The sequence below is a fragment of the Campylobacter sp. US33a genome (assembly GCF_004378855.1).
Lineage (GTDB): Bacteria > Campylobacterota > Campylobacteria > Campylobacterales > Campylobacteraceae > Campylobacter_D.
Genome location: NZ_RYYL01000002.1, coordinates 194,417 through 220,311 on the forward strand (window position 1 = coordinate 194,417; position 25,895 = coordinate 220,311).

The window sequence follows — 25,895 nt, forward strand, 5'->3', positions numbered from 1 at the left end:
GAGTTAAAATCTTTTAAATTTTTAAATAAAGAAGTTTAAAAAATGGAATATAAAAGATTTAAAACAAGACAGATTAAAGTAGGTGATGTTTTAATAGGTGGTGATGCACCTATTTCAGTGCAATCTATGCTTTTTACAAAGACAAGGGATATTGAAGGCTCATTAGAGCAACTTAACCGCCTTTATTTTGCGGGGGCAAATATCGTGCGTTTGGCGTGTCTTGATATGACAGATGCAAGGGCTTTAAGAGAAATTAAAGCAAAAAGCCCTTTGCCTTTGATTGTAGATATACATTTTAATCACAATTTAGCTGTATTTTGTGCCGAATTTATCGATGGAGTACGTATCAATCCTGGTAATATAGGCTCAAAAGAAAATATTAAAGAAGTCGTAAAAGCGTGTAAAGAGCGAGGTATCCCTATACGCATAGGTGTAAATCATGGTTCCATAGAAAAACAATTTAGTGATAAATTTGGCTATGGTGTTGATGCGATGCTTGAAAGTGCGATGTATAATATCAAGCTTTTGGAGGATTTGGACTTTTTTGATATAAAAATTTCCATGAAAACTTCTGATACGCAAAAAACCATAGAAGCTTATGAAAGACTTAGACCACTTTGTGATTATCCTTTTCATTTAGGAGTTACTGAAGCTGGGACAAAGTTTCATAGCACGATAAAAAGCTCCATTGCTTTAGGAAATTTGCTTCTTAAAGGCATAGGTGATACGATGAGAGTTTCGATGACTGGAGAACTTGAAGAAGAGATTAAAGTTGCAAGGGCGATTTTGCAAGATAGTGGAGTGCAGAAAAGTGGTGTAAATATCATCTCTTGTCCTACTTGTGGAAGGATTCAAAGCGATTTAATCAGTGCTATTAAAATAGTAGAAGAAAAAACTAAACATATAAAAGAACCTTTAAATATCAGCGTTATGGGTTGTGTGGTGAATGCTTTAGGAGAGGCTAAAGGTGCTGATGTGGCTATCGCCTTTGGAAAAAATCAAGGGCTTGTGATAAGGCACGGCGAAGTGGTAGCAAAACTTAAAGAAAACGAACTTGTGGATAGATTTTTAGCTGAAGTTGAAGATGAGGTTAAGAGCAGGGAGATAAAAGAGTGAATTTAGAGGGCGTGAAAATCTCACAAGATGAAAGAGGCAATAAAATTTATAGCTTTAAAGACACAAGCGAGTGGAATTTAAATTCTAAAATCAATTTTAAAGGTAAAAATAATATTCTTTTCATCGCAAAAGATGCAAAATTTAAGGATAGTTTTGTTGGCTTTAGTGGTGATGATTCTTTGGTTTTTATTGGAAATTCTTTGGTGGATAAGGTTAGTATCGGGGTATTTTATAATCAAATTTGTTACATAGGTAATAAAAATTATTTCAATCCAGGTTCTGTGAAAAGCCTTGCTTTATCTGAAGGAAAGCATATAATAATCGGCGATAATTGTTTATTTTCTTTTAATATTTGGTTTAGAAATGCTGATCCGCATTTAATTTATGATGTTACTTCAAAACAAAGGATTAACCCTAGTAAAAGCATCATTATTGGCGATCATGTTTGGTGCGGTCAAGATGCGGGTTTTATGAAGGGTGCTTTTGTGGCAAGTGGAAGCATCATCGGTGCTAAGAGTATGGTTGCGGGTAAAACATACTATTCAAATTCTATCTATGGTGGAAGTCCTTGTAGAAAAATAAAAGAAAATATTTTTTGGAGTGGGCAATGTGTGCATACTTGGACTGATGAAATGACACAAAAATATCAAGAAATGCCTACAGGGGATTTTATTTTTAGCTTTAAAAAAGAGCAATTTTTGGATCCTATTTTGTTGGATAAAAAATTAAGTTCTTTACCTAATGCTTATGAAAAACTGGAATTTGTTTATCAAAATATCTATTTAAATACAAATAAAAATCGTTTTGCTTGTTTTGAAAATTTATCTTCTGCCAAAAAGTCAAATTCTCTTATAGGGGCTAAAGTGATAATCCAAAACGAACTCGCTTATAAACTTGGTTCGGCTATGATTAAGAATTCTAAGAGTGTTAAGGGCTGGTTTGTTTTGCCTTTTGAGCTTGCTAAAATTTCACAAAAACACAAAAAAGAGCAAGAGCTTTATCAAATGCTTCTTAGTTTAAATGTCAATTTTACTTTGTCTAAATTAGAAGATTACGCAGACTTTGATGAAGCTTTGAGAATGAAAAATCATTTAAGTTATAAGTTAGGTGAGGCTTTGATAGAAGCTAATAATAAAAAATGGGGGGGGGTATTGCAAACTGCCCTTTAAAATTTATAAGTTAGTAAAAGTTTTTAAACAGCAAAAAAGCAAAATTTAAGTGTTTAATTTTTTTAACATTCATTACTTTATATAAAAAAGATCAAATTTAAAATACTTATAAAGTGGAGAAAACTCTCCACACGCAAGATAATCAAACTTTTATGTCTTGCAAAATTTCAAAAAGAAAATCTTTTGCTTTATTGTTTAGTCTTTGATTTTCTTCTTTTGTCATACCTGGCAATACTGCATTAAAGTTATTGTTTAACGCAAAAATATCCTTATTAATTTCCACCGCAATTTCACTTGGAGTATCTGCTTTTAGCCTTTCTTGTTGAACTCTTTTCATTTCTCCAAATGGATTTCCTTGAAAGCCATCTTTTGAAGCTTCAACCAATGAAGCGGTTAAAGAAGCACACACTAACCTAAAATGAACATCAGGATCTACTTTCCCATTTGCATAATCTTCCCAAGACTGTTCTTCAATATCTTCATAAGTTAATATTTTATCATCTTCTTTTACATTTTCGGTTTTTTTAACACTTTGATCCGCAGAAAAGTTTTTCTGTGGATAGTAAGCATTATTGTAGCTTGAACTAATTTGCATATTAACTCCTTTTAAACTTTTATGTCTTGCAATAATCCACTTAGATAGTCAATAGCTTGATTTTTCCTAGCTTGAAAATGCGCCTCACTTTCAGCTTGTCCCATATAATATCCTTTTTGGATAGAATTAGATTTTAGAATATCAATCATATCATTGATACTCTTTTTTTGCTCAATAACGCTAGATTTAGCCAATTTATCATTATAATCTTTAATGCGAACATCTCCATTTTTTCTAAAATTTATAATAGACTGACTTTTCCAAACAAACCCAACTGTATTTAAATATTCTTCTGTGGATAATTCTTTCTCCGCTTTATCTAAAGCATTATCAAGAACACTTTTTGTTTCAGCATTTTTATCCACACGAGAATTATTTTGTGCGTAAAAAGTGCTATAAGAATTACCTATTATTCTCATATTTCTACCTAATCTGAATACTTGTGCTCATTGAATTGCCAGGTGCATTAATAGAACGAGAAGTAAATTCAAAATTTCCACTAGAATTAGCAGGTTTAGAAATATCCCAAATATCATACCAACCATCAATAATGTTATCGCCAGTATAATCCATTCCTTCTGAACTTAATTGCACCGCTTGATTTCCAGCAAATGAAGCCTTATCGTAACTTCCACCGCCATATCCCAATACAAGAGTATGAACCACAAATGGATCACCACCGTGATCATTATTAGTAATTGTTTGTCCCTCTTTTAGCTCTTCTCTTCCACCTTGTTGAGATATTACACCTAAAACTGCAACATAATAAACAGGAGGAGCAGGAGCTCTCATTGCCTTATTGTTTTTATTAGCCTCATAAGCTTTTTTCATTGCTTCCAAAGATTTATCAAATTCCCCACTAAGATATTTTTGTTTATTTGGAGAATTTGGCTCTAAATAAATATTAACACCATTGCGAGTAATTTTTTCTTTCCCCTCTATTGACGCATTATCACTAGCATTAGCAATGCCACAACTTAAAACACTAGCAAGTGCAACACTGATTAAATGTTTAACCATACTTACCCCTTTATAAAAAATTTATTTACACTATGATTATAAGCAATAGTTATTCCGAATTAGAATATTTTAAATAATTGCAAAATAAAATCATAGTTTTGTTAAGTAAGAGAAATTTATATAAAAATGCTATTGTTTGGGTGTTTTATCTGCCATTTGGTAAATAAAAGCAAAAATTTCAGCTACGGCTTTGTACATATTTGAAGGTATTTCATCGCCAAGATCAAGTTTGCTAAGTATTTCAACCAAATCCTCATCTTCCTTAATTGGCACTCCGTGCTCTTTGGCTAAAGAGATGATTTTTGTAGCACTTTCACCTTTGCCACTTGCTAAAATTTTTGGAGCATTATTTTGTTTTTGGTTGTATCCTAGAGCAACGGCTTTTTTTATTTTATTAAAATTTTTTGCCATTTTTAAGCCTTTTTATCAATGCCTATGTCAAGATCGTAATCTTTTAATTTTTGATTCTTAAATTCTGTGCGAATAATGTCTCCAACAAAAAAATGAGAACCAAGTAAACCTATTTTGCTGATACTTCGTTTAAGTTCATGAGCGTTTTGATAAATTATTTTTCTAAACTCTGTATTTTCTACCATAATATTAATATCGATATATTTGTCATTATTTAAAGCTACCAATACATCAAGTTCGCCAAGTTTTGCAAATTCGAGTTTAATTTGGGCAAAAAATTTATCTTTTTTACCTCGTTTAAAAATAATCTTAGAGTCGTTTAAATCCTCCCAAAAAAAGGGCAAGAAAGTATTGATAGAATTGTTGGCTAAAGATAATAATTGATTAATTTCAATTTGAGCTAATAAACGATTAGCTTGATTTAACACTGCATCATTCTCAAGATTTTTTGCTAAATTAGATACCTGAAATAAGGTTGATTTAATATCATTTTGAATTTCATCTGAAATTTCTGCATTATTTCTTATCGTGACCTTACTTAAATCTTTAATGGATAATTCAAGCTTATTATCAATATTTTTAATATCATTTAAATTTATTTTTGCATTTCTTGCATCATTATCTAAAATTTTTAAACCTTCATTGATTTTTCTACTTAAAGCAGACAAATCTTTGTTAAGCTTTTCAAGCTCTCCCATAGAATTTTTTTCATCATTGAAAATTAAATTTTTAATTGAAATTTTAGCATTTGTTGAATTTTGATTTTGAAAATTTGCATTTTCTTTTACAATGCCATCTTTGTTTTTACTTTCAAAAAAAGTAGAGTTGCTTTGTGTTGCTTTTTCTGGATTTGGTGTGGATGGATTTTTAATTTCATTTTCTTTTTTTAGAAGTTCTTGTGAAATTTTTTCTGAATTTTCTTTCTTTGAATTTAAAGTTTGATTTTCTTTTTTTAAATCAAGCTTTGTTGCATCTTGTGTTTTTTCATTTATTTTTGTGTCAGAATTTTCTAAATCAAGTTGTTTTTCATCTTCTGGTATTTCATTTTTTTGAGAATTTTCATTATTTCTTTTCTCTTCTTTCAAAATTCCATTTTGTGTTTTATTGCTTTCATTTTCGAGTATTTTTGTGTCAGATGAATTCGAAAGGACTTTTGATTCTTCTTTTAGATTTTCTTGCTTGATGAAATTTGCATCTTGTAAAATTGTGTTTTTGTCGTGTGTATTTTGAATAGGATTTTTTGCATCACTTGGTTTTTCTTGATGAGGTGTAGAAGCATAAGAGTTTTGCGCGTTATCTTGTTTGTGATTTAGGATATTTTTTAGTGTGTCTTTTAGGTGTTTGAAATTTTGACTGATTTCTTTAAGGATTTTTGTATCACTTAAAATTAAATTTTGTGGTTTATTGAGTTCTTTGTATAAAGTATTTTCGTGTTTTTTTAATTCATTTAAAATTTTATTTCCTAGCAGGTGAATCTTTTTATTTGCCAAACTAGGATTTTTAGTTAGGTATTTTTTAAAATTTTCTATTTTTCCACTTAGGCTTAGTAGGGTTTGAAAGGAGCTATTTTTTAAAATATTAAGATTTTGTTCTTTATTGGTTTGAAGTATAGTTTTTAAATTTTTAAAAGAAGAAGTAAGATCTTGATTTTTACTTGCAAGTTCTGCGATCTGGGAAGCGATTTGATTACTACTTAGTGTTTTAATAGTGTTTAAAAGAGAATGAAAGCTTTTGGGAAAATTTTCTGTATTTAGGGCATTTTTAAGTTTTGCTTCAAAAAATACTCCTGAATTTTTAAACAACAGCTCTACATCGTTTTTTTGTATTTGATTGATAGGTTTTGAAATTTGATTAAGCTTTTCTAGTAAAGGTTTAAAATGTTCGTCTTTTGCAAGTTCTATACTTAAGGATTTAAGTTCTTTGCTAAAATTAGGTGCAAAGTTGAGATTTGGAGCTTGTTTTAAAATATTTGAATCAGGATTTTTATGTGCTTTTAATTGATCTAGAAGTTTATTGATGAGGTTTTGAAGTTTAAGTTGAGTATTATCAATGAGGTTTGGGTTTTGAATGTTGGGTTTGTCAATGAGGGTATTAAGCCCTAAATTTTTTTTGAGTTCATTTGATAAAAGATTATTGGAAGTTTGGGTTTTAGTTTTTTTAGCATCGTTTTTAATATCTTCTTTTTTGTTGTTAAGATTTTGATTTGGATTAAGTAAATTTGTATTAATCATTGTTTAAAATAGCCATACTTCCAGGCTCGCTTTTATAGCGTTTTTTGATAATATTTGGCTTATTGATTGTAAATAAAATTAAAAATCCTAAGCATACAAGATAAAACCAAATAAAACCATTAGAGCTAAAAAATTGCATTAAAGCACCAAGTATTAATGGAGCAAATAAAGAGCCAATGGAGTAACAAAACAAAATTCCTCTTCCAAGCTCAATTGTCTTGCTTTTGTCTTCTAGCATATCATTGGCTCTTGCTAAAGCTAGAGCGTAAAGGCAAAAAACTCCTATGCCTAAAAGGAAAGATAAAATACACTGAAAGATTAAATTTAAATTGAAAAGTAAAAAGACAAGCATGGTTAAAAAACCTATACTTGCACAAATCATAATGGCAAATTTGCGACCTAATTTATCAGAAATTGTGCCAATTAGAATTTGGGCAAAAAAACCGCCCAGCATTGCACAGAATATAAAATAAGCCACAGCTTGGGTATTTAGATTTTGCGAAAGTATGAAGAGCGAAGACATAGAAAAAAAGCCATTAATGCACATTCCCGCGATAAAGCTTGTTACGAGTGCTAGTGGAGCGATATTAAAAATTTTTGGGAAAGAAATTTTATTGGCTTTAGGTAAGGTAGGCTCTTTGATGCGAATAAGATTTAAAGGTATAGAGGAGAACATAATCAAAGCCGCACTTAGAATAAAAATCGTTGTTTTGTCAAGATCAAAAGCAATGAGTAAAATTCCTATGCCAAAAGAAAGATAAAAGACTATCTCATAAAATCCTAACACCCTTGAACGAATGGAATTTTTAGCTTTTTCATTGAGCCATGATTCTATAGTCATCAATAAAGCATAATAACAAGCCCCTAAGAAGAATCTTAGCAAGGCCCATAGGTAAAGATTGTTGCTAATGATATGTAAGATTATTGAAATGGAAAAAATCGCAGCAAATATTCCAAATGCCCTGATGTGACCTACTTTAGAAATGATTTTATGAGCACTCATGGTACTAAACATAGCACCAAGAAAAAAGCAAGAATTTATAAGACCTATAGCAAAATCGCTGATATTTAAATTTTTTAATATTACCCCAATTGAGCTTACAATAAGGGCATTTCCGGCAAATAAAAAAGACATTCCGGCAAAAAGTGCCGTCATTGATTTAATAGTTCTTTTTGGACTCATACTTTAAATAGATCATAAATATAAACACCGCTAAAGGCACTATGCAAATTCCTGCGATGAATTCAAAAATGGCTAGGTATTGATGGTTTTGCAAAATCAAAAATCCCAGCACCAAAAATCCGTATCCAAGTAATTTTAAGCCTGAAAAAAATATTAAAGAATTTTTCAATGCCAAAGTTAAACTAGGTTTAAAATCGTCATTAAACTCTTTAAATTTTACAAATTTAAAATCTTTTTGAATTTTTTTTATAAAAATGTTTAATGGTTTGGTTTTAAAATTATATTTTAACGATTTTTTTAAAATATTTTTTTTATAAGTCATAAAAGAAGTAAAAATAATTAATAATGTAGCAAAAAAGGAAAATTCGTAGCTCAAAAATCCATAAGGTGTTAATCCTCTAAAAATAAAAATGGTAAGTAAAATAAAAAAATTTAAAAGCAATGCGATAGAAAAAAAAACTTTCACACTAACACTCTTTTAATATACGGGCTTAACTTGGAAAGAATTTCATAATCTATAGTGTGAAAAAATTCTGCCCAAATTTTAGCATCTTCAAAAACACAAATTTCATCTCCACAATCCTTACAAGAAAAGCTATCCATCGACATTTTGCCTAAAATTTTTTCTTTATTAGCTAAAAATAAATCCCCTTTTCCATCATAGCGAAATAAGCCATCGGCGTAGCCTAAATCATAAGTGGCAATTTTTATATCCTTTGTTGCTATAAATGCACCTCCATATCCTACGCTTTGTCCAGTTTTTAAAATTCTTGAACTTAAACGATTGGCATATAAAGATAAAACTTTTTGTAAATTTTGACTGAATTCTCCATAACCAAATTGCACCAAACCCACTCTACATAATTCATCATCGTCAAGTTTTTCGCAACGAAAAAGAGCTGAGGAGTTGTGAGAATGGAAAATGAGTTTTTTTGGGCTGATTTTGTATAATTTTTTCTTAGCACTTTGAAAATTCTGTTTTTGTATAAAATAATTAGCGTCAATTTCATCAGAAGCGTAAAAATGAGTAAAAGCTCCTTGGATGTCAAGATATTCATTGGCTTTTAAAAAAACTTGTTCTAGATCTTGTAAAGCTATGCCGTTTCGGTGCATATTTGTATCAATCACCAAATGAATCTTTGTCTTTTTTTTGAAATTTTGTATCAAAGAAGCATCGTTTAAGGCATAGATGAAATTTTCATTCTCTTTGCCATGCGGTAAATGGGATAAAATGAGAATATTGTCAAATAAATTCTTTAGTTCTAGAGCTTCTCTTTCGTTTTTGACTGCTACAAAATTTACTCCAAGCTGTTTGGCAATAGGAGCAAGCAAGCTAACTCCATGCCCATAAGCATTATTTTTTAAAACACAGATGATTTTTTCAAAGCCACCTGCTTTTTGAGCGATTTGTTTAAGATTGTGCTCATAAGCACTTTTTTTTAGTCTGATGAGAGACATTATTGTTCTGCAAGAATTTTCATTTGCCCTTTTTCATTTAATTTTACATAAAGCAATTTATCGCCTTTAAATTGATAATTTGTTGTGTAATAATCTTCATAAAAGGTTATTCTGAAAATTTTTTCATCTTTGATATTTGGATAAGGACTGATGCTAATATTTGAAAATTTAATGCTTTTTTCTTCTTTTCTTGAAAAAATTGTTGTTTTCATTTCAGCAAATTTTTCAAATTTCATTTTATCAAATCTTCTAAAATCTTTTTCATCGTAAAATTCAAGATAAGTTTTAATATCGCTTTGAGTCCAGCTTTTTTTCCAAGCAAATAAAGAGCTTAGCAAGATCGCAATTTCATCAGCATTAGTTGTAACCTTATTTTTTTCTTCGGTAAGCGCAAATACCTTTTGATCTTGGATGATTTTAGAAAAGTCTTCCAAAAGATTATTATATAAAGCGATACAGCCTTCGGTTTTTAAATCATCTAACCTTGTTCCATCCAGTGGATAACCGTGTATCCATATCCCTCCGCCTGTTTTTCCTTGAAGTTTATCTAATAAATTTGGATAGGTTGTCGCAAATGCAAAAGGTCCATAATAAGGATCTCCGGGATAAAATTTCTTGCCAAGTTCATAAAATCCTATAGGAGTTTTTAAATCCCCTTCGATTTCTTTATCACCCATAAGTCCGGTTAAAACACCTTTTTGATCAAATTTTTGTGTGACTTTTCCATTATCATAAAAAAATACTTTAAAGGTTTTTTCGCTTTTATTAGTAACCACTATAGCAACATTTTGGTCATAATATCCCAAGCTTACATTTTTATCCCCAATTTCTTTAAGCCAAAAATCTTTTTGTGTAAGTTCTTTTTCTATGGTTTCTCCAACAGCTTCCAAGCCTTGATTAAGATAAATTTGGACCAAATCAGATGCCTTAAGAAAGCCCAATGAGATTAAAAAAATCACTAAAAATCTAAACAATTTTTATCCTTTTATTAGCTTTATTTATAAAAACGAAATTATAATATTTTTTTCTTAAAAATAGAGTATTAAAATTTATAATATTTCGTTATAATCGAAAAATTATGGTTAATACATTGTTATATAAAGGAAAGATAATGTTAAAAAAATATTTATTTTTAGGTTTATTTGGTGTCAATTTTGTTTTTGGTGCTAATTATGAAGTGTCAAATGCTTTTGTAAGAGAAAATCTTCCCAATTCTACAACTACAGCTGCATTTTTTACCATTAAAAATAACACAAATGAAGATATTAAAATCGTAAAAGCTACAAGTAATTTAAGCGATGTTGCTGAACTTCATACGCATAAACACGAGCAAGGTAAAATGATGATGGTGCAAATTCCTGAGATCTTAGTAAAGGCAAATTCAAGCACTGAGCTTAAACCAGGGGGTTTACATATTATGATTTTAAATTTAAAAGAAAATGTTACTAAAGATAAAAAAGCTGAACTTGTTTTGTATTTTGATAATAATCAAAGTTTGAAAGTTGATGATATAGAAATTAAAAACATTAAAATGCAATGAAAAAAATATTTTTTTTGCTTCTATTTTTAATAGGGGCTATTTTTTTGGCTTATTATTTAAATTTAAATACAAATAATACCCAAAAAAGGGAATTAATCACTGATTTAACCCCTTTAACTTGTGATTTAAATCAGCAAGATTGTCATTTTGCTTTTGGAGATAAAAAAGTTTTTGTAGCTTTAAATCCTAAACCTTTAGCTTCTTTGCAAGATTTAGAATTAAGGCTTGAAAATTTAGGCGATTATACCAATTTAAAAGCTGTTGCTTATGGGTTAAATATGTATATGGGAGATATAAATCCTGTTTTTGTGAAAACTTCGAGTGATTCTTATAAAGCAAAAGTAGTTTTAAGCTCTTGTGCAATTGATGTGATGCGTTACAGAGTTGAATTTTTTGATGGAAATCAAAAGCTTGATTTTTATTTTGATTTTGATGTGAGAAGATGATGAAAAATTTAAGATATATTTTTGTTTTTGGAATTATTATTTTGACTTTTGTAGCGAGTTATTTATATTTTAAAAACACTCGTTTTGATTTTGAACTACAAAGCGAAAAAGGTTTGGTTGGTTTGAAAGATTTTAGAGGGGAAAAATTAATTATATATTTTGGTTATACCTCTTGTCCTGATGTTTGTCCTAGTACTTTAGCCTTAATTTCAAAAGCCTTAGAGCAAATTCCAAATTCCAAAGTAATGGTGCTTTTTATTTCTTTAGATCCTTTGCGCGATAAGGATATCAAAAAAACAAATGAATGGTTAAGGTATTTTTATCCCAATGCTCATGCTTTAATCGCTAAAGATGAAGAAGAAATTGCAAAAATAGCAAAAAATTATGGTGTGGTGTATCAAAAAGTAGAATTAAAAGGTTCTTTCATGAAATACTCTATTGCACATAGTAGTGATTTATTCTTGTTTGATGAAAAGGGAGAAATTTTTAAGGTGTTAAAAGACTTAAGTTATGAAAATTTTTACAAAGAACTTAAGTCTTTTTTGGCAAAAACTTAAAGAGCAAACAAATCAGTTGAAAGGTATCTTTCTGCTGTATCATTTAGCATTGTAACTATGGTTTTATCTGGGAATTTTTGCGCAATTAAAGAAGCGGCAAATACATTTGCTCCACTTGAAATTCCTACCATTAAACCATTGTTTTTAGCTAAATCTTTTGCTGTTTGAAGAGCGTCTTCATTGCTAACGCATATGATTTCATCTATAATTTCTTTATTTAAAATTGCCGGTATAAAATTAGCACCTATGCCTTGAATTTTATGAGGGGCAGCATTTCCTTGACTAAGAAGAGGAGAGGCTTGCGGCTCAACGGCAATGATCTTTGCATTGTTGTTTTTTTCCTTTAAAACTTCACCCACGCCGCTAATAGTTCCGCCTGTACCAAAACCCGCGACAAAAATATCCACCTTGCCATCAAGTGCATCTAAAATTTCTAAAGCTGTCGTATTTTTATGGGCGTTTTTATTGGATAAATTCTCAAACTGCGATGGAACGAAAGAATTAGGCGTTTCTTTTGCAAGCTCTAAAGCTTTGTTATACGCGCCCTTCATTCCTTCGCTAGCAGGAGTTAAAACCAAATTCGCGCCAAAATACGCGATCATTTTGCGTCTTTCTAGGCTCATTGATTCTGGCATCACGATGCTGATTTTTAGTCCTAGACTCGCACAAATCATAGCTAAAGAAATTCCTGTGTTTCCACTTGTTGCTTCAATGATATGTGAATTTGAGCTAATTCTGCCGCTTTTTAAAGCATCATTAATCATCGCGAAAGCCGCACGATCTTTGATAGAGTGACTCGGATTTAAAAATTCACACTTTGCATAAATATTTGCTCCATAATTTTTAAGAGCAACTATAGGAGTATTGCCGATAAATTCGGTAATGTTTTCATAAGTTTTCACATTGAATCCTTTATGTTAAAATTTGTGTGGATTTTGATTTTATAAGAAAAGGGTAAATTTGTACGAATGGTTTAAGTGAAGAATAGAAATAAAGGCTAGTTGGTAACACTAGCCTAAAAATTATTTTTTCTTTTTGCTTTTAGCAACAGCTTCTTTAAGATTTTTGCCTACTTTAAATTTAGCAACTTTAGTTGCTGGCACATTGATGGTTTTGCCATTGCTTGGAACTCTTGCAGTTCTTGCAGCTCTTTCAGCTGTAGTGAATGTGCCAAAACCAATAAAGCTAATGCTATCGCCTTTTGACAATAATTCAGTAATTGTAGAAATTACCGCATCTGTTGCTGCAGTAGCATCTTTTTTTGTTAGCCCAGCATTTTGAGCAACTTTTGAAATAAAATCTGCTTTAGTCATAAAAGCTCCTTTTTTAATATTAAAGTTCTTAATTTTAGCACATTTTATAATACTTGGCAAGCTTTTTTACATAAATTATTAAATTTTTATAAAATTTTATTCAAATCTTTATCTTATTTTCTATATTTTTTAATCTCATCACTATCATCAATAATATTTGCAAATTGTTCATATAGCTTATAATAATATAATACAAATTCTTTGCATATTGCATTTTTAGGCAAAAAAACTTCATTTTCTAAAATACAAAATTCATTTAAAAATTCCTTTGCATCAAGTTTTAAACTGTAGTGTTTTGCAAGTTTAAGATAAGTGTTTATTGCTTCTTCTTTGAAATTTTCATAAGCGATGGAATTAAAATTAATTTGTAATTTATTATTTTCAAAGCTAAGCACCTTGCTTTGAAATAAAATATGCAAATGGATTAAACCTTCGGTATAGTAAGGTTTTACTTCTTCTACTTTTTGCCAAGCAATCAAACCTATAGCTCTTTTAATGAGTTCATGGAAAACTGGCATTTTCAGTTCTTCTTTTTCGTGCAAGAAAAAATTCACAAGCCCACCCATAGTGGCTTTAAATTCTTCTATGTTTTTAAAATACCCACTTTCATTCATTATTTTTTCGGTATTTTCATCGATAAAAAACATATGCCCAAATTCGTGACCTATGGTTGAAATTTCATAAACTTTTTTCCATAAAGTTTTATTAAAAAATAAAATTTCTCTTCCATAGTCTAAAAATTCTTTTTCAAAAATCATGCTAGAAAGCTTCATGAAAGGTTTGGTTTTTGCATTTTCATATACGAAATTTAAAAATGCAAAGATTTTTTTGCCCGCTTTTTGACTGACAAATTCATCATTTGGAACTACTTGTGCAGAAAATAAGCCATTGAGCTCTGCACCATAAAATATCATCGGTGAGCAAATATAAAGTTGTGTTTTGTTGAAGTTTTCGCAAACACTGTCGTATAATTTTTGATTTTTAATACCAAGTTTGTGATAAATTTGATCAAAACTTTCCTTGATTTCTTGATTAAAAACTGCTGCATTAAAATCAGAAGCATCTTCGACTCTAATGTCCCATTCCAAAGCCACTGCATGAGTGTAGCTATCTTCGTAATATTCTAAAGGATGACCAATTTGCAAAGGCGATTTTACTTGCATCCATGCAAGTTCTGCATTTTGCCAAGCTTGTATTACTTTATCGTTGTTTTCTTCGCAAAAAGCGAGTTTGAGCTTTTCAAGATAATCAATATAAGCTTTTTCTTCGGTATTAGAAGCTAGACTTTGAAGTTTATTTAAGGTGCGATCAAAAGCATTTCTTAGTTCTTTTGTGTGCTCTTTAAATGCAAGTGCGTAAGGTAAAAATTGCCATGTTTGATTGTTTTTAAAAATCACGCCATAACTTCGCTCACAAATATCATTGTTACGATCTTTTTGATAAAGCTTATTGTCTTTTAAGAATTTTAACGCTTCGTCTAAATTTTCAAAATGAGAACTTAAAAATTCATTGTTTTCTTCTATGATTTTTTGTTGCCATTTTTCTTGCATGGAATTTAGGACTTTTCCTATAGAGTGAATTCCTTCAATAAGGCAAACATAAAAAACATTTAAGATTTTTGCATCTTTGATTTCTTCGATTAATTTTTCGTGCTCATTTTCATAAAATTTTTTCACTTCATTATAAATTTGTGCTTTGATTTTGGAGATTTGATGTTTGTCAAAATGATTTTGTTCTAGTTCTTGGATCAAATTTTCCTCTTTAAGATCTACAAAACGACGTACCATAGCCAATATAGATGAATTTTTCACTTCAAGTTTTATGTTTTTTAGAAGTTTTTCAAAATATTCTTTCTGTTTTTGAAGTTCTTCGTTCAGTTTGTTTTTATCAAGAATATCATAGATTTTATTGATGTTGTTTTTTCTTCTTTGAGTGATTTGCATTAATTTTTTAAAATTATTCATACTTTTTTACTCCTTTATTGTTAAAAATTAATTATAATTCATTTTTTCAAATAAAGGAGTAATATCGATGAAAAATATGGGTGAACCAAAATTAAAAATTGTGGCTATGCCAAGTGATACAAATCCAGCGGGAAATATTTTTGGTGGATGGATTATGTCTCAAATTGACCTTGCTGGAGGCATTGCAGCAAGAGAATTATCTCCAGAGCGTGTTGTGACTATTTCTATGGATAGAGTAGTATTTAAAGAACCTGTTTTTGTAGGTGATATCATTTCTTGCTATGCCAAGATTGTAAAAGTAGGCACGACTTCAATAGCTGTTGATGTAGAAGTTGCTGTACAAAGAGTAGATGAAATGGGTTCAACGCTATGTTTGCATGTAACTTCTGCAAGTGTTACTTATGTGAGTGTTGATAGATGCGGTAAGAAAAAAGCAATTAGCGAAGAACTTAAAAAACTACATGGCTTTGCATGAGTGTGAGATAAAACCTTTATCCTTTAAGCCATTAACAACATTTTTTAAAGCCACCGCTATTATATTTTTTTTCTAAATATTCTTTAAAAAATTCCCCGCGACTTTTTACAACTTCGTTGGGGTGATGTTTTTTCATATGTTCTAAATATTTATCGTAGCTTGCTAAACCTATTAAGGGATGAAAAAACCTTTCGGATTTTTCATACCATTGTTTTAATCTTTTAATCATGGCATTCTCGTTGATTGAATTTCTACATAAGGATTTTCACGCAAAGGAATGCGTATAATTTTAAAGCAAATTCCTATACAAGATAAAATTACAAGCAAGGTTGCAATCATAAAAAATACGCAAAGTATCGCATTGACTATATTAGAAATTTTAGCTTGTTTTGCAAGTGAAAGATCTTTTTGCAATTGTGAAATTTGTGTTTCATCTTTGGTATTGTTAATTTGTTCTGTAAGTTTTTGAATTTTTTGATCTTGAATATAAACACTTGCAACATGACTTACAGCATTGGCAATTTTATCCCCTTCTTTGTAAGGCATAATTTTGGCAATTCCACCATAAAGTGTTGCGATTAAAACAAAAATTGCTGGAACTAGCGTAACCCAAGTATATTTTGCTTTCCCCATTTTTACAAGTATAGTTGTTGCAAGTAAAAGTGCCATTCCTGCAAGCATTTGATTGCTCACTCCAAAAAGCGGCCAAAGTGAATAAATACCGCCTTTTTCATCAATAGCACCTTGATAAAGAAAATATCCCCATCCAGCTACACTCAAAGCTGTGGCAAAAATTCCGGCAAAATAATTATTAAGATTTCCCAAAGGTTTATATACATTACCCAAAATATCTTGCGCCATAAAACGACAAGCCCTTGTTCCAGCATCCACGGCAGTTAAAATAAACAAAGCTTCAAATAATATAGCAAAATGATACCAAAAACCCATCATATTAATATCAAGGAATAACTCATGTAAAATCAAAGCAACGCCAATGGCAAAAGTTGGCGCACCACCCGTTCTTGAAAGTATGGTTTTTTCGCCTATATTTGTTGTTAAGTTTGTAATATCTTCAGGGCTAATGCTAAAACCCCAGCTTGAAATTGTCGTTGCTACGCCTACAACATCACTTCCTATAGTAGCTTCAGGAGAATTTATGGCAAAATAAAGTCCTGGTTCTAAAATACAAGCACAAATTAAAGCCATAATGGCAACCGCACTTTCCATAAGCATAGAGCCATATCCTATAGCCAGAGTGTGAGTTTCATTTTCTACCATTTTTGGAGTAGTTCCACTAGAAATTAAGGCATGAAAACCACTAATAGCACCGCAAGCAATGGTGATAAATAAGAAAGGAAAAATTGATCCTGCAAAAACAGGACCACTGCCATCTAAATATTGAGAGTTGATTTTTGGCATTTGTAAATCAGGAGCAACGACAATAATAGCTAAAGCCATAATTGCAATAACGCCGATTTTAAGAAAAGTAGATAAATAATCTCTTGGGGCAAGTAAAAACCAAACTGGTAAAATCGCAGCAATAAAGCCATAAGCTATCATAATAAGTGCTAAATTTGGAGCACTAAGCGTAAAAATTTGACTCCAGTAAGGATCTGCAGCAATTTGAGCTCCATAATGAATGGCTAAAATTAAAAGCACAAAGCCGATGATTGAAGCTTCTCCAACTTTTCCAGGTCTTAAATATCTCATATAAATTCCCATAAAAACAGCAATAGGTATAGTCATACTAATGGTAAAAAGCCCCCAAGGTGAATGTGCTAATGCTTTGACAACTACCATTGCTAAGATGGCGATAATGATTAACATAATTCCAAAAATTGCTATCATAGCAACAGCGCCCGTAAAACTTCCCATTTCATCTTTAATCATTTCGCCTAAAGATTTTCCATTACGGCGCATAGAGATGAAAAGTACGACAAAATCATGCACAGCACCTGCTAAAACCCCGCCAATTAAAATCCAAAGCATGGAAGGCAAATATCCCATTTGTGCTGCCAAAATCGGACCTACTAAAGGACCAGCGCCCGCAATGGCAGCAAAATGATGGCCAAATAATACAATTTTATTCGTAGGAACAAAATCACAACCATCATCATTGATGATAGCAGGTGTGGCTCTTTTTTTATTTAATTCTAAAACCTTATAGGCTATGAAATGACCATAAAATCTATATCCTATCATATATATACATAAAGCTGCGATGATAAGGTAAATTGCAGATATGCTTTCTCCATTTTGTAAGGATAAGATACCAAAGCAACATGCACCTACAATGGCTACAAAAAACCATAATATTTTATTCGTAATACTCATTAGCAAACCTTTTACTCAAAATACAAAATGTATCAAAAGTGTAACATACTCTTTAATTTTAATGCTTAATTCTTGCACTTTTCACAGAAAGAATGTGTCAAAAAAATTACAAAATGAAACATATTTGTATTGATTTTTATGTTATCAATATAACAAAAATTCACATTTTGTTTTTTGTGGAATTTATGCTTAATTTAATAAAGCATTTAAGTTTAACTAAGATAAAATTACCCTTTTGAAATTTTAAAATTTGGAAGTTTATATTATGGAATTTTGGGATTTATCTTATGCTTTAATTGGTATTGTTTCTGGAATCACTTCAGGGCTTTTTGGTATAGGTGGAGGCATGATTATCGTGCCTTTTATGTTAAGTCTTGGTATGAGCTCGCATCATGCGGTTGGGATATCGGTAATTCAGATGATTTTAGCTTCTGTTTTTGGTTCTTATATTAATTATAAAAAAAAGAATTTAAATTTAAAAGACGGCATTGTGATAGGACTTGGTGGGCTTTTGGGGGCTGGTTTTAGCGGTTTTGTCTTGAGTTATCTTTCTGATGTTGAATTAACTACAATATTTTTATGTGTGAGTTTTGTATTTTTTCTTAAATATGCTTTTGGAGTTAAAAATATTACTCATCATACAAAAAGATCGGTTTTAGCGAAAAATGTGATTTTATTTATAGCAGGGGCTTTTACAGGTGTTTTTGCTATTTCTTTAGGTATTGGTGGCGGACTTTTAATTGCACCAATTTTAGCTTATTTTTTGGGTTATGATAGCAAAAAAGTTGTTCCTATTTCTTTATTTTTTGTGATTTTTGCTTCAATATCTGGAATGTTTTCTTTTGTAGGATCTGGTGTGATTGATGAGGAAGTAATTTATAAAGGAATTTTAGTGGGTTTTGCATCCATGGTGGGAGTTTTTATCGGTATAAAAATTATCGAAAATATGAAAATTACCTCTCACCGTAAAATTTTACTTTGTGTGTATGCCTTATCTATTGTGGTGACTGCATTTTCTTTGCTAAGAAAATTAGAAATTGTATCTTTTTAGTTTGACTATGAAATTATGAAATAAGTTAAAAATAATCACTAAAGTATGGATTTATGTTAAAATTATAAATTTTAAATTTAAGTAGGAAAATTTTATGAATGATAGTATAAAAATCATCGGCGCAAGAGAAAATAATCTTAAAAATATTAATCTTGAAATTCCAAAAAACAAACTCATCGTTTTTACAGGGTTAAGTGGTAGTGGAAAATCAACCCTTGCTTTTGGCACACTTTATGCCGAAGGACAACGCCGTTATATAGAAAGCTTAAGTGCTTATGCAAGACAATTTTTAGACAAAGTAGGCAAACCTGATGTTGATAAAATCGAAGGCTTAACTCCTGCTATTGCTATTGATCAAAAAACCACTTCTAAAAACCCACGCTCAACCGTGGGAACGATCACTGAAATTTATGATTATTTAAGACTTTTATACGCTAGGATAGGCATCCAGCACTGCCACCAATGCGGACAAAAAATTTCATCTATGAGTGCGAGTGATATTGTAGGAGAAATTTTAAAATTCCCAAAAGGTGCTAAAATCATCATTTACGCTCCTTTGGTGCGTGAAAAAAAAGGAACTTACGCGGATTTGCTTGAAAATTTGCGAAACAAAGGCTATGTAAGAGCACAAATTGATGGAGTTTTGGTAAGACTTGATGAAGATATAGAACTGGCAAAAACCAAAAAACACACCATAAAATTAGTTATTGATCGCCTTGAAATTAGCGAAGATTTACTTTCGCGTCTTGCAAGTGATATAGAAAAAGGCTTAGAAGAAAGCTTTGGTGAGATCGAGATAGAAGTTTTAAATCCCGATGAAGTAGGGCTTAATAAGCATTATCATTTTAGTGAACACTGCGCTTGTTTTGATTGTAAAATTTCTTTTGTACCACTTGAGCCTTTGAGTTTTTCTTTTAATTCTCCAAAAGGAGCTTGTGAGGCTTGTGATGGACTTGGAATTCGCTACACACTGGATATGAAAAAAATCATCGATGAAAGCCTAAGTCTTGAAAATGGTGCAGTTAAAATAATGTATGGTTTTAACAAAAGCTATTATTATAAGTTTTTAATCGCCTTTTGTGAACAAAATGAAATTCCTATCAAGTTGCCATTTATGGAGCTTAGTGAAGAACAAAAACGCCTTGTATTATACGGAAATGCAAAAACTATTGACTTTTTTTGGAAAAGAAACCGCCTAAAACGCACCTTTGAAGGCGTGGTAAAAATGGCTTATGAAATGCTAAAAGATGAAAAAGATTTAGCAGAATATATGAGTGAAAAAATTTGCAAAGATTGTGGCGGTCATCGCTTAAGACCTGAAAGTTTGGCAGTAAAAGTAGCTTCAAAAGGGCTTGGTGAAATTTTAGATATGAGTATAGAAGATAGCACCGCTTTTTTTGCTAATGAAAAGAATTTTGCATATTTAGGTGAACAAGAAAAAATGATTTCAAAACCTATTTTAAAAGAGATTAATGAAAGACTTTTCTTTTTATATGATGTGGGGCTTGGATATTTATCTTTAGGACGCGATGCAAGGACGATTAGTGGAGGCGAGGCACAAAGAATTCGTATTGCTTCGCAAATTGGCAGTGGTTTAAGTGGGGTTATGTATGTATTAGATGAGCCTAGCATTGGACTTCATGAAAGAGATACTGCAAAACTCATTAAAACTTTAAGAAATTTACAACAAAAGGGCAATACTTTAATCGTCGTAGAACATGATAAAATGACCATAGAAGAAGCTGATTTTATCGTAGATATTGGGCCAAAAGCAGGGAAATTTGGTGGAGAAGTGGTATTTGCTGGAACTTACAAAGAGCTCTTAAAAAGCAAAAGCGAAACCGCACTTTATATGAGCGGTAAAAAGCAAATTTCGCAGCTTAAAAATAGAGAACAAAAAGAGTGGCTAGAGCTTAAAAATGTGAGTATTAATAATATCAAAGATTTAAGTGTTTCTTTTCCTTTACAAAATTTAGTTGCAATTACTGGGGTTTCAGGCTCTGGAAAAAGCTCTTTGATACTTCAAACCTTACTTCCTTTTGCACAAGAAGAATTAAACCGCGCTAAAAAAGTAAAAAAATTAGGTGGAGTAGAAATTCTTGGACTTGAAAAGCTTGATAAAGTAATTTATCTTGATCAAAGCCCAATCGGCAGAACGCCTAGATCAAATCCTGCTACTTATACGGGTGCTATGGATGAAATTCGTAATCTTTTTGCTGCTACAAAAGAAGCTAAAATGCGTGGCTATAAAGCCGGTCGTTTCTCTTTTAATGTAAAAGGGGGAAGATGCGAAAAATGTAGTGGCGATGGAGAGATTAAAATAGAAATGCATTTTCTGCCTGATGTAATGGTTGTTTGTGATACTTGTGGGGGCAAACGCTATAATGACGCGACTTTAGAGATAAAATATAAAGGTAAAAATATTAGCGAAATTTTAAATATGAGCGTTTTAGAAGCGAGTGAATTTTTTACTGCTGTGCCAAAAATCAAGCAAAAATTAGATACTTTGGTAAAAGTGGGACTTGATTATCTCACTTTAGGACAAAATGCAACGACTTTAAGCGGTGGCGAAGCACAAAGGATAAAACTTGCAAAAGAATTAAGTCGCAGCGATACAGGAAAAACGCTTTATATACTTGATGAGCCAACAACTGGGCTTCATTTTGAAGATGTAAATAAACTCATTTTGGTTTTACAACACTTAGTTGATCTTAAAAATTCCGTTTTTGTGATAGAGCATAATTTAGATGTGATTAAAAACGCAGACTTTATCATCGATATGGGGCCAGAAGGCGGAGTAAAAGGTGGCAAAATAATAAGCACAGGAAGCGTGGAAAAAGTAGCAAAAGAACACAAGAAAACAAAATCTTACACAGGATATTATTTAGATTTAGAGCTTAAAAAGAGTTAAAATGACACAAGCACAAAAAATAGCATTTTTTAAGATTAAAAGATTAAGTGTTTATATATTTTTTTGTGCTTTATATAATTTTTATTACTTTTTTTCTTATGAAGGGGTGACAAGCTCATATGAATCTGGGAACGAAATTCTTTATATTGGCGGTATATTTTTATGCTTTTTTTCTTATATTTATATCATTCTTGCTTTTATTTTTATGGTGGCAAGAATTCATTTTTTATTTTCTTCTAATAAGATTTTAATTTATTTTTTGCCCGCTATTATAAGCCTTGGTTCATCTTTTTTTCTTTTGGAAAATAAAATTTTATTTTTAGGGTTTTTAGCTTTATTTTTCGTTTTTTATTTTTTATTTTCACTCACTCTTGCTTCGCTTTTTAAAGAAGTGAAAATGTCCTTTTATTTTGCGTTTTTTTGTGTGCTTTTGGCATTTTTATCTTTTATATTTTTTGATAAATTAAGTCTTTTATTCCTTTTTATCGCTTTGCATTTTTTGAGTTTTGCTTATGCTTTTGAAAGGTATAAAATTTTAAAAAAATTACAAAATCTTAATTTTAAATTATAATATTTTTAAAATTTAAAGCACATTTTTTTGATTGATTTTTTAATGATATAATTTAAAATTTGTTATTTAAATATGTTTTATTTTTTAATAATTTTTGAAAGGGAAAAATGATTAAAAAATTACAAATACAAAGTATTAAATTTTTTAAAGAAATACTAGATTTTATTACTTTTAAACCTTTAAAACCCTTAAGTTGCTTAGAATTTTTGATTTTTTTAATTTTTACTTGTTTGTTGGCGATTATTTTTGTGATTTTTACACTTATAACTCCAGCATCTCTTTTTTTTGTTGCTATTTTATTTTTAGGACTTTTTGTCATAAGGCTTTGTATGCAAAGACTTTTAGATCTCGATTTGAAATTTATCAATCCTTGGGTGTTTGTAATTTTTATTTTTATAAGCATTTTGCTTTTAGGTTTTGTTGATCTTAATGCTGATTTTTTACAAAAATATCATTTGATTTTTATTTTTCTTAAAGGTTTGATTATCCTTTGTTTTATTTTATTTTGCTGTTTTGTTTATCTTTTTTTCGCTACGGATAAAAATTTTAATATCTTTAAAAGCCCTAAAGAAAAATATCCTTTTGCCTTTGCCTTTTTGTTTATAATGGGCACTTTGCTTATTGCTTTAAATTCATATGACTTGCAAAAAGATATTTCTTGGGATTTAGAAGGCACTCTTAAAGCCTATCATTTTGAATTTTTCATAGGACTTGCAGCATTGGGTTTGGCTGGAATTTTAAGTAGTAATTTTTTGAGTAAATTTTTTAGCATGTTGGCTTTGATTGGAATTTTTATTTTGGCGCTAAGTTATTATGCGTTGTTTGGGGCTAATTTATATAATACGGATGAAATTAATTATGTTCTTATGCTTTTTATTTTTGCCTTTGTTTTTCGCGAGCAGGGTGTGTTTTCTGTATTGATTATTGCGTTGTGGCTTTTAAATTTTCAATTATTTATGAATTCTTTCATCTTTTTGCTCTTTTGTATGCTTTATCTTTCTAGTTTTGTAACTTTAGATAAAAAAACTTGGTATGTATCTGTATTTTGGGCTTTTGGTATAGGACTTTTGTCTGAAATGTTCTTAACGCATTTTCAAAATTTGGACTTTGTATATGCACATCATGAATTTAAATTATTTTGGCTTTTTTTCTTCTTAACTTTAATTTTAGCAACTTTAAATGCTTATTTTCTTCGTTTTCGAAGTCAACTTATGCTGGTATTAGCTTTGTTGTATGGAATTTTTTGTGTAGTGTTTTTTAAGATAGAAGCTTTAAGAATTATATTGGGTGAAATTTTTTTATATTTTTTTCCTTTAGCACAACCTCAAACTGTAACGATCTTTTTTGGTAAAGAAAATTTAATCCTTTTTGCTTTATTTTTTTCTTTAAATTACAGCAATGTTAAATTTAAAACCCTGCTTTGCGTATTGTTTTTTGCCTATATGTGTTTTTCGCAAATTTATCTTTTTGAAGGTGTGCAAAATACTGGCATATCTTTAGTTTGGATTATTTTTATATTTTTTACATTTTTGCTTTCGGTGTTATTACTTAAATTTAAACCTTTAATGGCTTTTATGATTATATTTTATGCCTTTTTGCAATTTTTTGATTATTTTGAATATAAAATAAGTCTAAGCATAACATTAATTTTGACTTTATTTGTGTTTATTGGAGGTCTAAAGAATTTAAAAAAAACTTATGATAAATATCATGTTTTCAAGGGTGCAAAATGTCAAATTTAAACTTTTATGAAATGCTTAAAATTCAAAGACAAAATGATTTTAAAAATGCTAAAATAGCCGCTTGGGTAGTTTTTGCAAGTTTTTTATTTTGCGTTTGTTTTCAGTTTTTACCCATTATTCTTGATTTTGCCTATGATTTAAAATTGTTGAATTTTGATTCTATCACTAATATTTTAGCTATGGTTTTTAATGCAATTTTTTTAATTTCTTATTTGATTGTGATTTTAAAGCTTTATTTTGCAAGTGAAAGTAAAGTTTTTTTGATCAGTTTTTTTATAGCTGCATTTACTCAATTTATCGCTTTATTAAGCTTAATTTATCTTATTATTAGTCCTTATCCTGTTGATAAGATATTGCGTATTTCTTTATATGGCTTTTCCTTTTTATGTCTTGTGGTAGCCATTTTTTGCACTTTTATATTTTTTAAAATGCTAAAAACCTTATGTGAAAATAAGATTTATTTTACAGCGTGTTTTGTTTTTAAAAGTGTGATTTTGATAATTATTTATATATTTATGTTTGTTTTAATTTATAGTGAGCCTTCTTTTGCTTTAATCATTGCTGGATTTATGGTTTTTTTCTTTGCAGGTTTGTTATTTGCTATTTATTATGCACTATTTGCTTTCGCACTTAGTAAAAACAAAGATATCAAATTCGAACCAAATTTAAAGCTTGTATCCAATGAAAAAGAAAATATTTAAATTTAGTATTTTATTTGCTATTTTTCTAAGTTTAAGCCAAAGTGCCTTGGTTTATGTTTTTAATCATTATTTAATTATTGATTTTAGCACTTATGAAATACCATCGCAAAGCCTAAATTTAACCAATCAAAATCTTTATCATTTAAAGCATAATTTGCGTCTTTTGCATTCTATTTTAGTTTTTTTGTTAGCTATTGCATTTTTATTCATACATTTATTTTTCTTTTATATTTTTAGAAAAGAAAAATTTATTTTTTATTCCTTTTTTTGTTTTATGCTTTTTATAATCAGCGTTATTGCTTGTTTGTATCTTGAATATATAGGGCAAGAGGAAAGTATTTTTTGGTATTGTATAGCATTTTTTAGTTTTATTATTTATTTGATTTATCTTTTATTTTTGGATAAATTTTTCAAAAGTCATCTTTTTAAAATCTTTTTTGTTTTTGTTTTTTTATGTGGAGTTTTAACAGAGCTTAAATTTATGCTTATGGATTTTATCATGCCTTTTGTTTTGCCTACTTATTTTTTAATTTTATTTATTTTAATGCGTAAAAAAGAGTTTTAATGTTTGATTTCTTATACAATGATATCAGTTATTTGGGGCTTTTTATAGTGTGTTTTCTTTCAAGTACGCTTTTACCCCTTGCAAGCGAAGCCTTTGTTGTGGGTTTTGTAAAGCTTGATTTTAATGTGAATTTGGTTTTATTTGTAGCGACTTTGGGCAATGCTTTAGGGAGTTTAAGCACTTATGCTTTGGCCTATTTGGGTAAAGAAAAAATTTTAGAAAAGTATTTTTCTAAGTCTTTAAAGAAGCTTGATAAATTCAATGCGAATTTCACTAACTTTGGAAGTATTTATGCTTTTTTAACCTTTTTACCTTTAATAGGCGATATTTTTGCCTTAGGGCTTGGCTTTGCCAAGTATCCTATTTTTAAGAGTGCTTTTTTTATATTTTTGGGAAAATTAAGTCGTTATATAGTGATTATTTTTTTGACTAATATATGAAGCTAACTTCATAGGCAGACTAGCCACTACTATAATCATAGAAGATGGTTTATACATAGGTTAAATTAAGAAAGGATAAATAATGAGCGAAACTTATGAGAT

At 30.0% G+C, this 25,895-nt stretch carries 27 protein-coding genes; 13 read left to right on the forward strand and 14 right to left on the reverse strand.

Annotated elements, in window-relative coordinates; all coding sequences use genetic code 11:
• The first annotated feature begins 42 nt into the window (after positions 1-42).
• Both ispG and ELQ16_RS02185 read left to right on the forward strand, forming a co-directional pair.
• On the forward strand, positions 43-1,116 hold the full coding sequence (ispG, locus tag ELQ16_RS02180; RefSeq protein WP_134237935.1) for a flavodoxin-dependent (E)-4-hydroxy-3-methylbut-2-enyl-diphosphate synthase: 1,074 nt from the start codon (positions 43-45) through the stop codon (positions 1,114-1,116).
• The gene (locus ELQ16_RS02185) at positions 1,113-2,285 is read left to right on the forward strand and encodes an acyltransferase (protein ID WP_134237936.1); all 1,173 of its coding nucleotides are present in this window, start codon (positions 1,113-1,115) and stop codon (positions 2,283-2,285) included. The genes ispG and ELQ16_RS02185 overlap by 4 nt, the downstream gene beginning before the upstream one ends.
• A 142-nt stretch (positions 2,286-2,427) precedes the next feature.
• Here the strand turns inward: ELQ16_RS02185 and ELQ16_RS02190 are convergent, their stop codons facing one another.
• The 9 genes from ELQ16_RS02190 to ELQ16_RS02230 form a co-directional block, all read right to left on the reverse strand.
• Positions 2,428-2,880, reverse strand: coding sequence for a hypothetical protein (locus tag ELQ16_RS02190; protein ID WP_134237937.1), 453 nt, complete (start codon positions 2,878-2,880; stop codon positions 2,428-2,430).
• Between the two features lie 11 nt (positions 2,881-2,891).
• Positions 2,892-3,299 carry a hypothetical protein gene (locus ELQ16_RS02195; protein WP_134237938.1) on the reverse strand — a complete coding sequence of 136 codons (408 nt, stop codon included), beginning with the start codon at positions 3,297-3,299 and terminating at the stop codon, positions 2,892-2,894.
• Between the two features lie 4 nt (positions 3,300-3,303).
• Positions 3,304-3,900 carry a DUF4879 domain-containing protein gene (locus tag ELQ16_RS02200; protein ID WP_134237939.1) on the reverse strand — a complete coding sequence of 199 codons (597 nt, stop codon included), beginning with the start codon at positions 3,898-3,900 and terminating at the stop codon, positions 3,304-3,306.
• 129 nt (positions 3,901-4,029) lie between these two features.
• Entirely contained in the window at positions 4,030-4,311 is a 282-nt protein-coding gene (locus ELQ16_RS02205; protein WP_134237940.1) for a FlhB-like flagellar biosynthesis protein, read from the reverse strand.
• Positions 4,312-4,313: 2 nt separating this feature from the next.
• On the reverse strand, positions 4,314-6,542 hold the full coding sequence (locus tag ELQ16_RS02210; protein ID WP_134237941.1) for a flagellar hook-length control protein FliK: 2,229 nt from the start codon (positions 6,540-6,542) through the stop codon (positions 4,314-4,316).
• Positions 6,535-7,725 carry an MFS transporter gene (locus ELQ16_RS02215; protein WP_134237942.1) on the reverse strand — a complete coding sequence of 397 codons (1,191 nt, stop codon included), beginning with the start codon at positions 7,723-7,725 and terminating at the stop codon, positions 6,535-6,537. Before ELQ16_RS02215 ends, ELQ16_RS02210 begins: the two co-directional genes overlap by 8 nt.
• Positions 7,703-8,191 (reverse strand): hypothetical protein, encoded by a 489-nt coding sequence (locus ELQ16_RS02220; RefSeq protein WP_134237943.1) that lies wholly within the window; start codon positions 8,189-8,191, stop codon positions 7,703-7,705. Before ELQ16_RS02220 ends, ELQ16_RS02215 begins: the two co-directional genes overlap by 23 nt.
• A complete protein-coding gene (locus tag ELQ16_RS02225) occupies positions 8,188-9,183 on the reverse strand; it encodes an alanine racemase (RefSeq protein WP_134237944.1) in 996 nt (331 codons plus the stop codon). The genes ELQ16_RS02220 and ELQ16_RS02225 overlap by 4 nt, the downstream gene beginning before the upstream one ends.
• Complete coding sequence (locus ELQ16_RS02230) at positions 9,183-10,157, reverse strand: murein L,D-transpeptidase family protein (RefSeq protein WP_134237945.1); 975 nt, start codon at positions 10,155-10,157, stop codon at positions 9,183-9,185. Before ELQ16_RS02230 ends, ELQ16_RS02225 begins: the two co-directional genes overlap by 1 nt.
• Positions 10,158-10,294: 137 nt before the next feature.
• Here ELQ16_RS02230 and ELQ16_RS02235 point away from each other — a divergent pair, with 137 nt between their 5' ends.
• The 3 genes from ELQ16_RS02235 to ELQ16_RS02245 are packed head-to-tail and all read left to right on the forward strand — an operon-like array spanning position 10,295 to position 11,726.
• Entirely contained in the window at positions 10,295-10,723 is a 429-nt protein-coding gene (locus ELQ16_RS02235) for a copper chaperone PCu(A)C (RefSeq protein WP_134237946.1), read from the forward strand.
• A 44-nt stretch (positions 10,724-10,767) separates the two neighbouring features.
• On the forward strand, positions 10,768-11,169 hold the full coding sequence (locus tag ELQ16_RS02240; protein ID WP_243832568.1) for a hypothetical protein: 402 nt from the start codon (positions 10,768-10,770) through the stop codon (positions 11,167-11,169).
• The gene (locus tag ELQ16_RS02245; RefSeq protein WP_134237948.1) at positions 11,166-11,726 is read left to right on the forward strand and encodes an SCO family protein; all 561 of its coding nucleotides are present in this window, start codon (positions 11,166-11,168) and stop codon (positions 11,724-11,726) included. Before ELQ16_RS02240 ends, ELQ16_RS02245 begins: the two co-directional genes overlap by 4 nt.
• On the opposite strand, the gene cysK is transcribed toward ELQ16_RS02245, so the two are convergent.
• From cysK to ciaB, 3 genes are all read right to left on the reverse strand, one after another.
• The gene (cysK, locus tag ELQ16_RS02250) at positions 11,723-12,628 is read right to left on the reverse strand and encodes a cysteine synthase A (protein ID WP_134237949.1); all 906 of its coding nucleotides are present in this window, start codon (positions 12,626-12,628) and stop codon (positions 11,723-11,725) included. The two genes, ELQ16_RS02245 and cysK, sit on opposite strands and share 4 nt — an antisense overlap.
• Before the next feature lie 120 nt (positions 12,629-12,748).
• Positions 12,749-13,039 (reverse strand): HU family DNA-binding protein, encoded by a 291-nt coding sequence (locus ELQ16_RS02255; protein ID WP_134237950.1) that lies wholly within the window; start codon positions 13,037-13,039, stop codon positions 12,749-12,751.
• Between the two features lie 113 nt (positions 13,040-13,152).
• Positions 13,153-15,003 (reverse strand): invasion protein CiaB, encoded by a 1,851-nt coding sequence (ciaB, locus tag ELQ16_RS02260; protein ID WP_134237951.1) that lies wholly within the window; start codon positions 15,001-15,003, stop codon positions 13,153-13,155.
• 67 nt (positions 15,004-15,070) lie between these two features.
• Here ciaB and ELQ16_RS02265 point away from each other — a divergent pair, with 67 nt between their 5' ends.
• The gene (locus ELQ16_RS02265) at positions 15,071-15,478 is read left to right on the forward strand and encodes an acyl-CoA thioesterase (RefSeq protein ID WP_134237952.1); all 408 of its coding nucleotides are present in this window, start codon (positions 15,071-15,073) and stop codon (positions 15,476-15,478) included.
• A 31-nt stretch (positions 15,479-15,509) separates the two neighbouring features.
• Here ELQ16_RS02265 and kcuS read toward each other — a convergent pair whose 3' ends face one another.
• Together kcuS and ELQ16_RS02275 are read right to left on the reverse strand one after the other, a co-directional pair.
• Positions 15,510-15,707, reverse strand: a complete 198-nt coding sequence (kcuS, locus tag ELQ16_RS02270; RefSeq protein ID WP_134237953.1) for a KCU-star family selenoprotein — start codon at positions 15,705-15,707, stop codon at positions 15,510-15,512.
• Positions 15,704-17,812: a carbon starvation CstA family protein gene (locus ELQ16_RS02275; protein WP_134237954.1), complete on the reverse strand. Its 2,109-nt coding sequence runs from the start codon at positions 17,810-17,812 to the stop codon at positions 15,704-15,706. The genes kcuS and ELQ16_RS02275 overlap by 4 nt, the downstream gene beginning before the upstream one ends.
• A 265-nt stretch (positions 17,813-18,077) precedes the next feature.
• On the opposite strand from ELQ16_RS02275, the gene ELQ16_RS02280 reads away from it, so the two are divergent.
• The 7 genes from ELQ16_RS02280 (at position 18,078) to ELQ16_RS02310 (ending at position 25,793) form a co-directional block, all read left to right on the forward strand.
• On the forward strand, positions 18,078-18,863 hold the full coding sequence (locus tag ELQ16_RS02280) for a sulfite exporter TauE/SafE family protein (protein ID WP_134237955.1): 786 nt from the start codon (positions 18,078-18,080) through the stop codon (positions 18,861-18,863).
• Between the two features lie 94 nt (positions 18,864-18,957).
• Positions 18,958-21,774, forward strand: coding sequence for an excinuclease ABC subunit UvrA (gene uvrA / locus ELQ16_RS02285; RefSeq protein ID WP_134237956.1), 2,817 nt, complete (start codon positions 18,958-18,960; stop codon positions 21,772-21,774).
• Position 21,775: 1 nt separating this feature from the next.
• Positions 21,776-22,345: a hypothetical protein gene (locus ELQ16_RS02290; protein WP_134237957.1), complete on the forward strand. Its 570-nt coding sequence runs from the start codon at positions 21,776-21,778 to the stop codon at positions 22,343-22,345.
• 107 nt (positions 22,346-22,452) lie between these two features.
• Complete coding sequence (locus tag ELQ16_RS02295; RefSeq protein ID WP_134237958.1) at positions 22,453-24,087, forward strand: hypothetical protein; 1,635 nt, start codon at positions 22,453-22,455, stop codon at positions 24,085-24,087.
• The gene (locus ELQ16_RS02300) at positions 24,075-24,788 is read left to right on the forward strand and encodes a hypothetical protein (RefSeq protein ID WP_134237959.1); all 714 of its coding nucleotides are present in this window, start codon (positions 24,075-24,077) and stop codon (positions 24,786-24,788) included. The genes ELQ16_RS02295 and ELQ16_RS02300 overlap by 13 nt, the downstream gene beginning before the upstream one ends.
• Positions 24,769-25,353, forward strand: a complete 585-nt coding sequence (locus ELQ16_RS02305) for a hypothetical protein (RefSeq protein WP_134237960.1) — start codon at positions 24,769-24,771, stop codon at positions 25,351-25,353. Before ELQ16_RS02300 ends, ELQ16_RS02305 begins: the two co-directional genes overlap by 20 nt.
• Positions 25,353-25,793, forward strand: coding sequence for a YqaA family protein (locus ELQ16_RS02310; RefSeq protein ID WP_134237961.1), 441 nt, complete (start codon positions 25,353-25,355; stop codon positions 25,791-25,793). The genes ELQ16_RS02305 and ELQ16_RS02310 overlap by 1 nt, the downstream gene beginning before the upstream one ends.
• Positions 25,794-25,895 lie beyond the last annotated feature (102 nt).

What these genes read in the sequence shown, in the direction of transcription:
- ispG (WP_134237935.1), top strand. Translation starts at nt 43, where the DNA reads ATGGAATATAAAAGATTTAAAACAAGACAGATTAAAGTAGGTGATGTT.
- ELQ16_RS02190 (WP_134237937.1), bottom strand. Translation starts at nt 2,880, where the DNA reads ATGCAAATTAGTTCAAGCTACAATAATGCTTACTATCCACAGAAAAAC.
- ELQ16_RS02195 (WP_134237938.1), bottom strand. Translation starts at nt 3,299, where the DNA reads ATGAGAATAATAGGTAATTCTTATAGCACTTTTTACGCACAAAATAAT.
- ELQ16_RS02200 (WP_134237939.1), bottom strand. Translation starts at nt 3,900, where the DNA reads ATGGTTAAACATTTAATCAGTGTTGCACTTGCTAGTGTTTTAAGTTGT.
- ELQ16_RS02205 (WP_134237940.1), bottom strand. Translation starts at nt 4,311, where the DNA reads ATGGCAAAAAATTTTAATAAAATAAAAAAAGCCGTTGCTCTAGGATAC.
- ELQ16_RS02210 (WP_134237941.1), bottom strand. Translation starts at nt 6,542, where the DNA reads ATGATTAATACAAATTTACTTAATCCAAATCAAAATCTTAACAACAAA.
- ELQ16_RS02215 (WP_134237942.1), bottom strand. Translation starts at nt 7,725, where the DNA reads ATGAGTCCAAAAAGAACTATTAAATCAATGACGGCACTTTTTGCCGGA.
- ELQ16_RS02225 (WP_134237944.1), bottom strand. Translation starts at nt 9,183, where the DNA reads ATGTCTCTCATCAGACTAAAAAAAAGTGCTTATGAGCACAATCTTAAA.
- ELQ16_RS02235 (WP_134237946.1), top strand. Translation starts at nt 10,295, where the DNA reads ATGTTAAAAAAATATTTATTTTTAGGTTTATTTGGTGTCAATTTTGTT.
- ELQ16_RS02245 (WP_134237948.1), top strand. Translation starts at nt 11,166, where the DNA reads ATGATGAAAAATTTAAGATATATTTTTGTTTTTGGAATTATTATTTTG.
- ELQ16_RS02255 (WP_134237950.1), bottom strand. Translation starts at nt 13,039, where the DNA reads ATGACTAAAGCAGATTTTATTTCAAAAGTTGCTCAAAATGCTGGGCTA.
- ciaB (WP_134237951.1), bottom strand. Translation starts at nt 15,003, where the DNA reads ATGAATAATTTTAAAAAATTAATGCAAATCACTCAAAGAAGAAAAAAC.
- ELQ16_RS02265 (WP_134237952.1), top strand. Translation starts at nt 15,071, where the DNA reads ATGAAAAATATGGGTGAACCAAAATTAAAAATTGTGGCTATGCCAAGT.
- kcuS (WP_134237953.1), bottom strand. Translation starts at nt 15,707, where the DNA reads ATGATTAAAAGATTAAAACAATGGTATGAAAAATCCGAAAGGTTTTTT.
- ELQ16_RS02275 (WP_134237954.1), bottom strand. Translation starts at nt 17,812, where the DNA reads ATGAGTATTACGAATAAAATATTATGGTTTTTTGTAGCCATTGTAGGT.
- ELQ16_RS02280 (WP_134237955.1), top strand. Translation starts at nt 18,078, where the DNA reads ATGGAATTTTGGGATTTATCTTATGCTTTAATTGGTATTGTTTCTGGA.
- uvrA (WP_134237956.1), top strand. Translation starts at nt 18,958, where the DNA reads ATGAATGATAGTATAAAAATCATCGGCGCAAGAGAAAATAATCTTAAA.
- ELQ16_RS02290 (WP_134237957.1), top strand. Translation starts at nt 21,776, where the DNA reads ATGACACAAGCACAAAAAATAGCATTTTTTAAGATTAAAAGATTAAGT.
- ELQ16_RS02295 (WP_134237958.1), top strand. Translation starts at nt 22,453, where the DNA reads ATGATTAAAAAATTACAAATACAAAGTATTAAATTTTTTAAAGAAATA.
- ELQ16_RS02300 (WP_134237959.1), top strand. Translation starts at nt 24,075, where the DNA reads ATGTCAAATTTAAACTTTTATGAAATGCTTAAAATTCAAAGACAAAAT.
- ELQ16_RS02305 (WP_134237960.1), top strand. Translation starts at nt 24,769, where the DNA reads ATGAAAAAGAAAATATTTAAATTTAGTATTTTATTTGCTATTTTTCTA.
- ELQ16_RS02310 (WP_134237961.1), top strand. Translation starts at nt 25,353, where the DNA reads ATGTTTGATTTCTTATACAATGATATCAGTTATTTGGGGCTTTTTATA.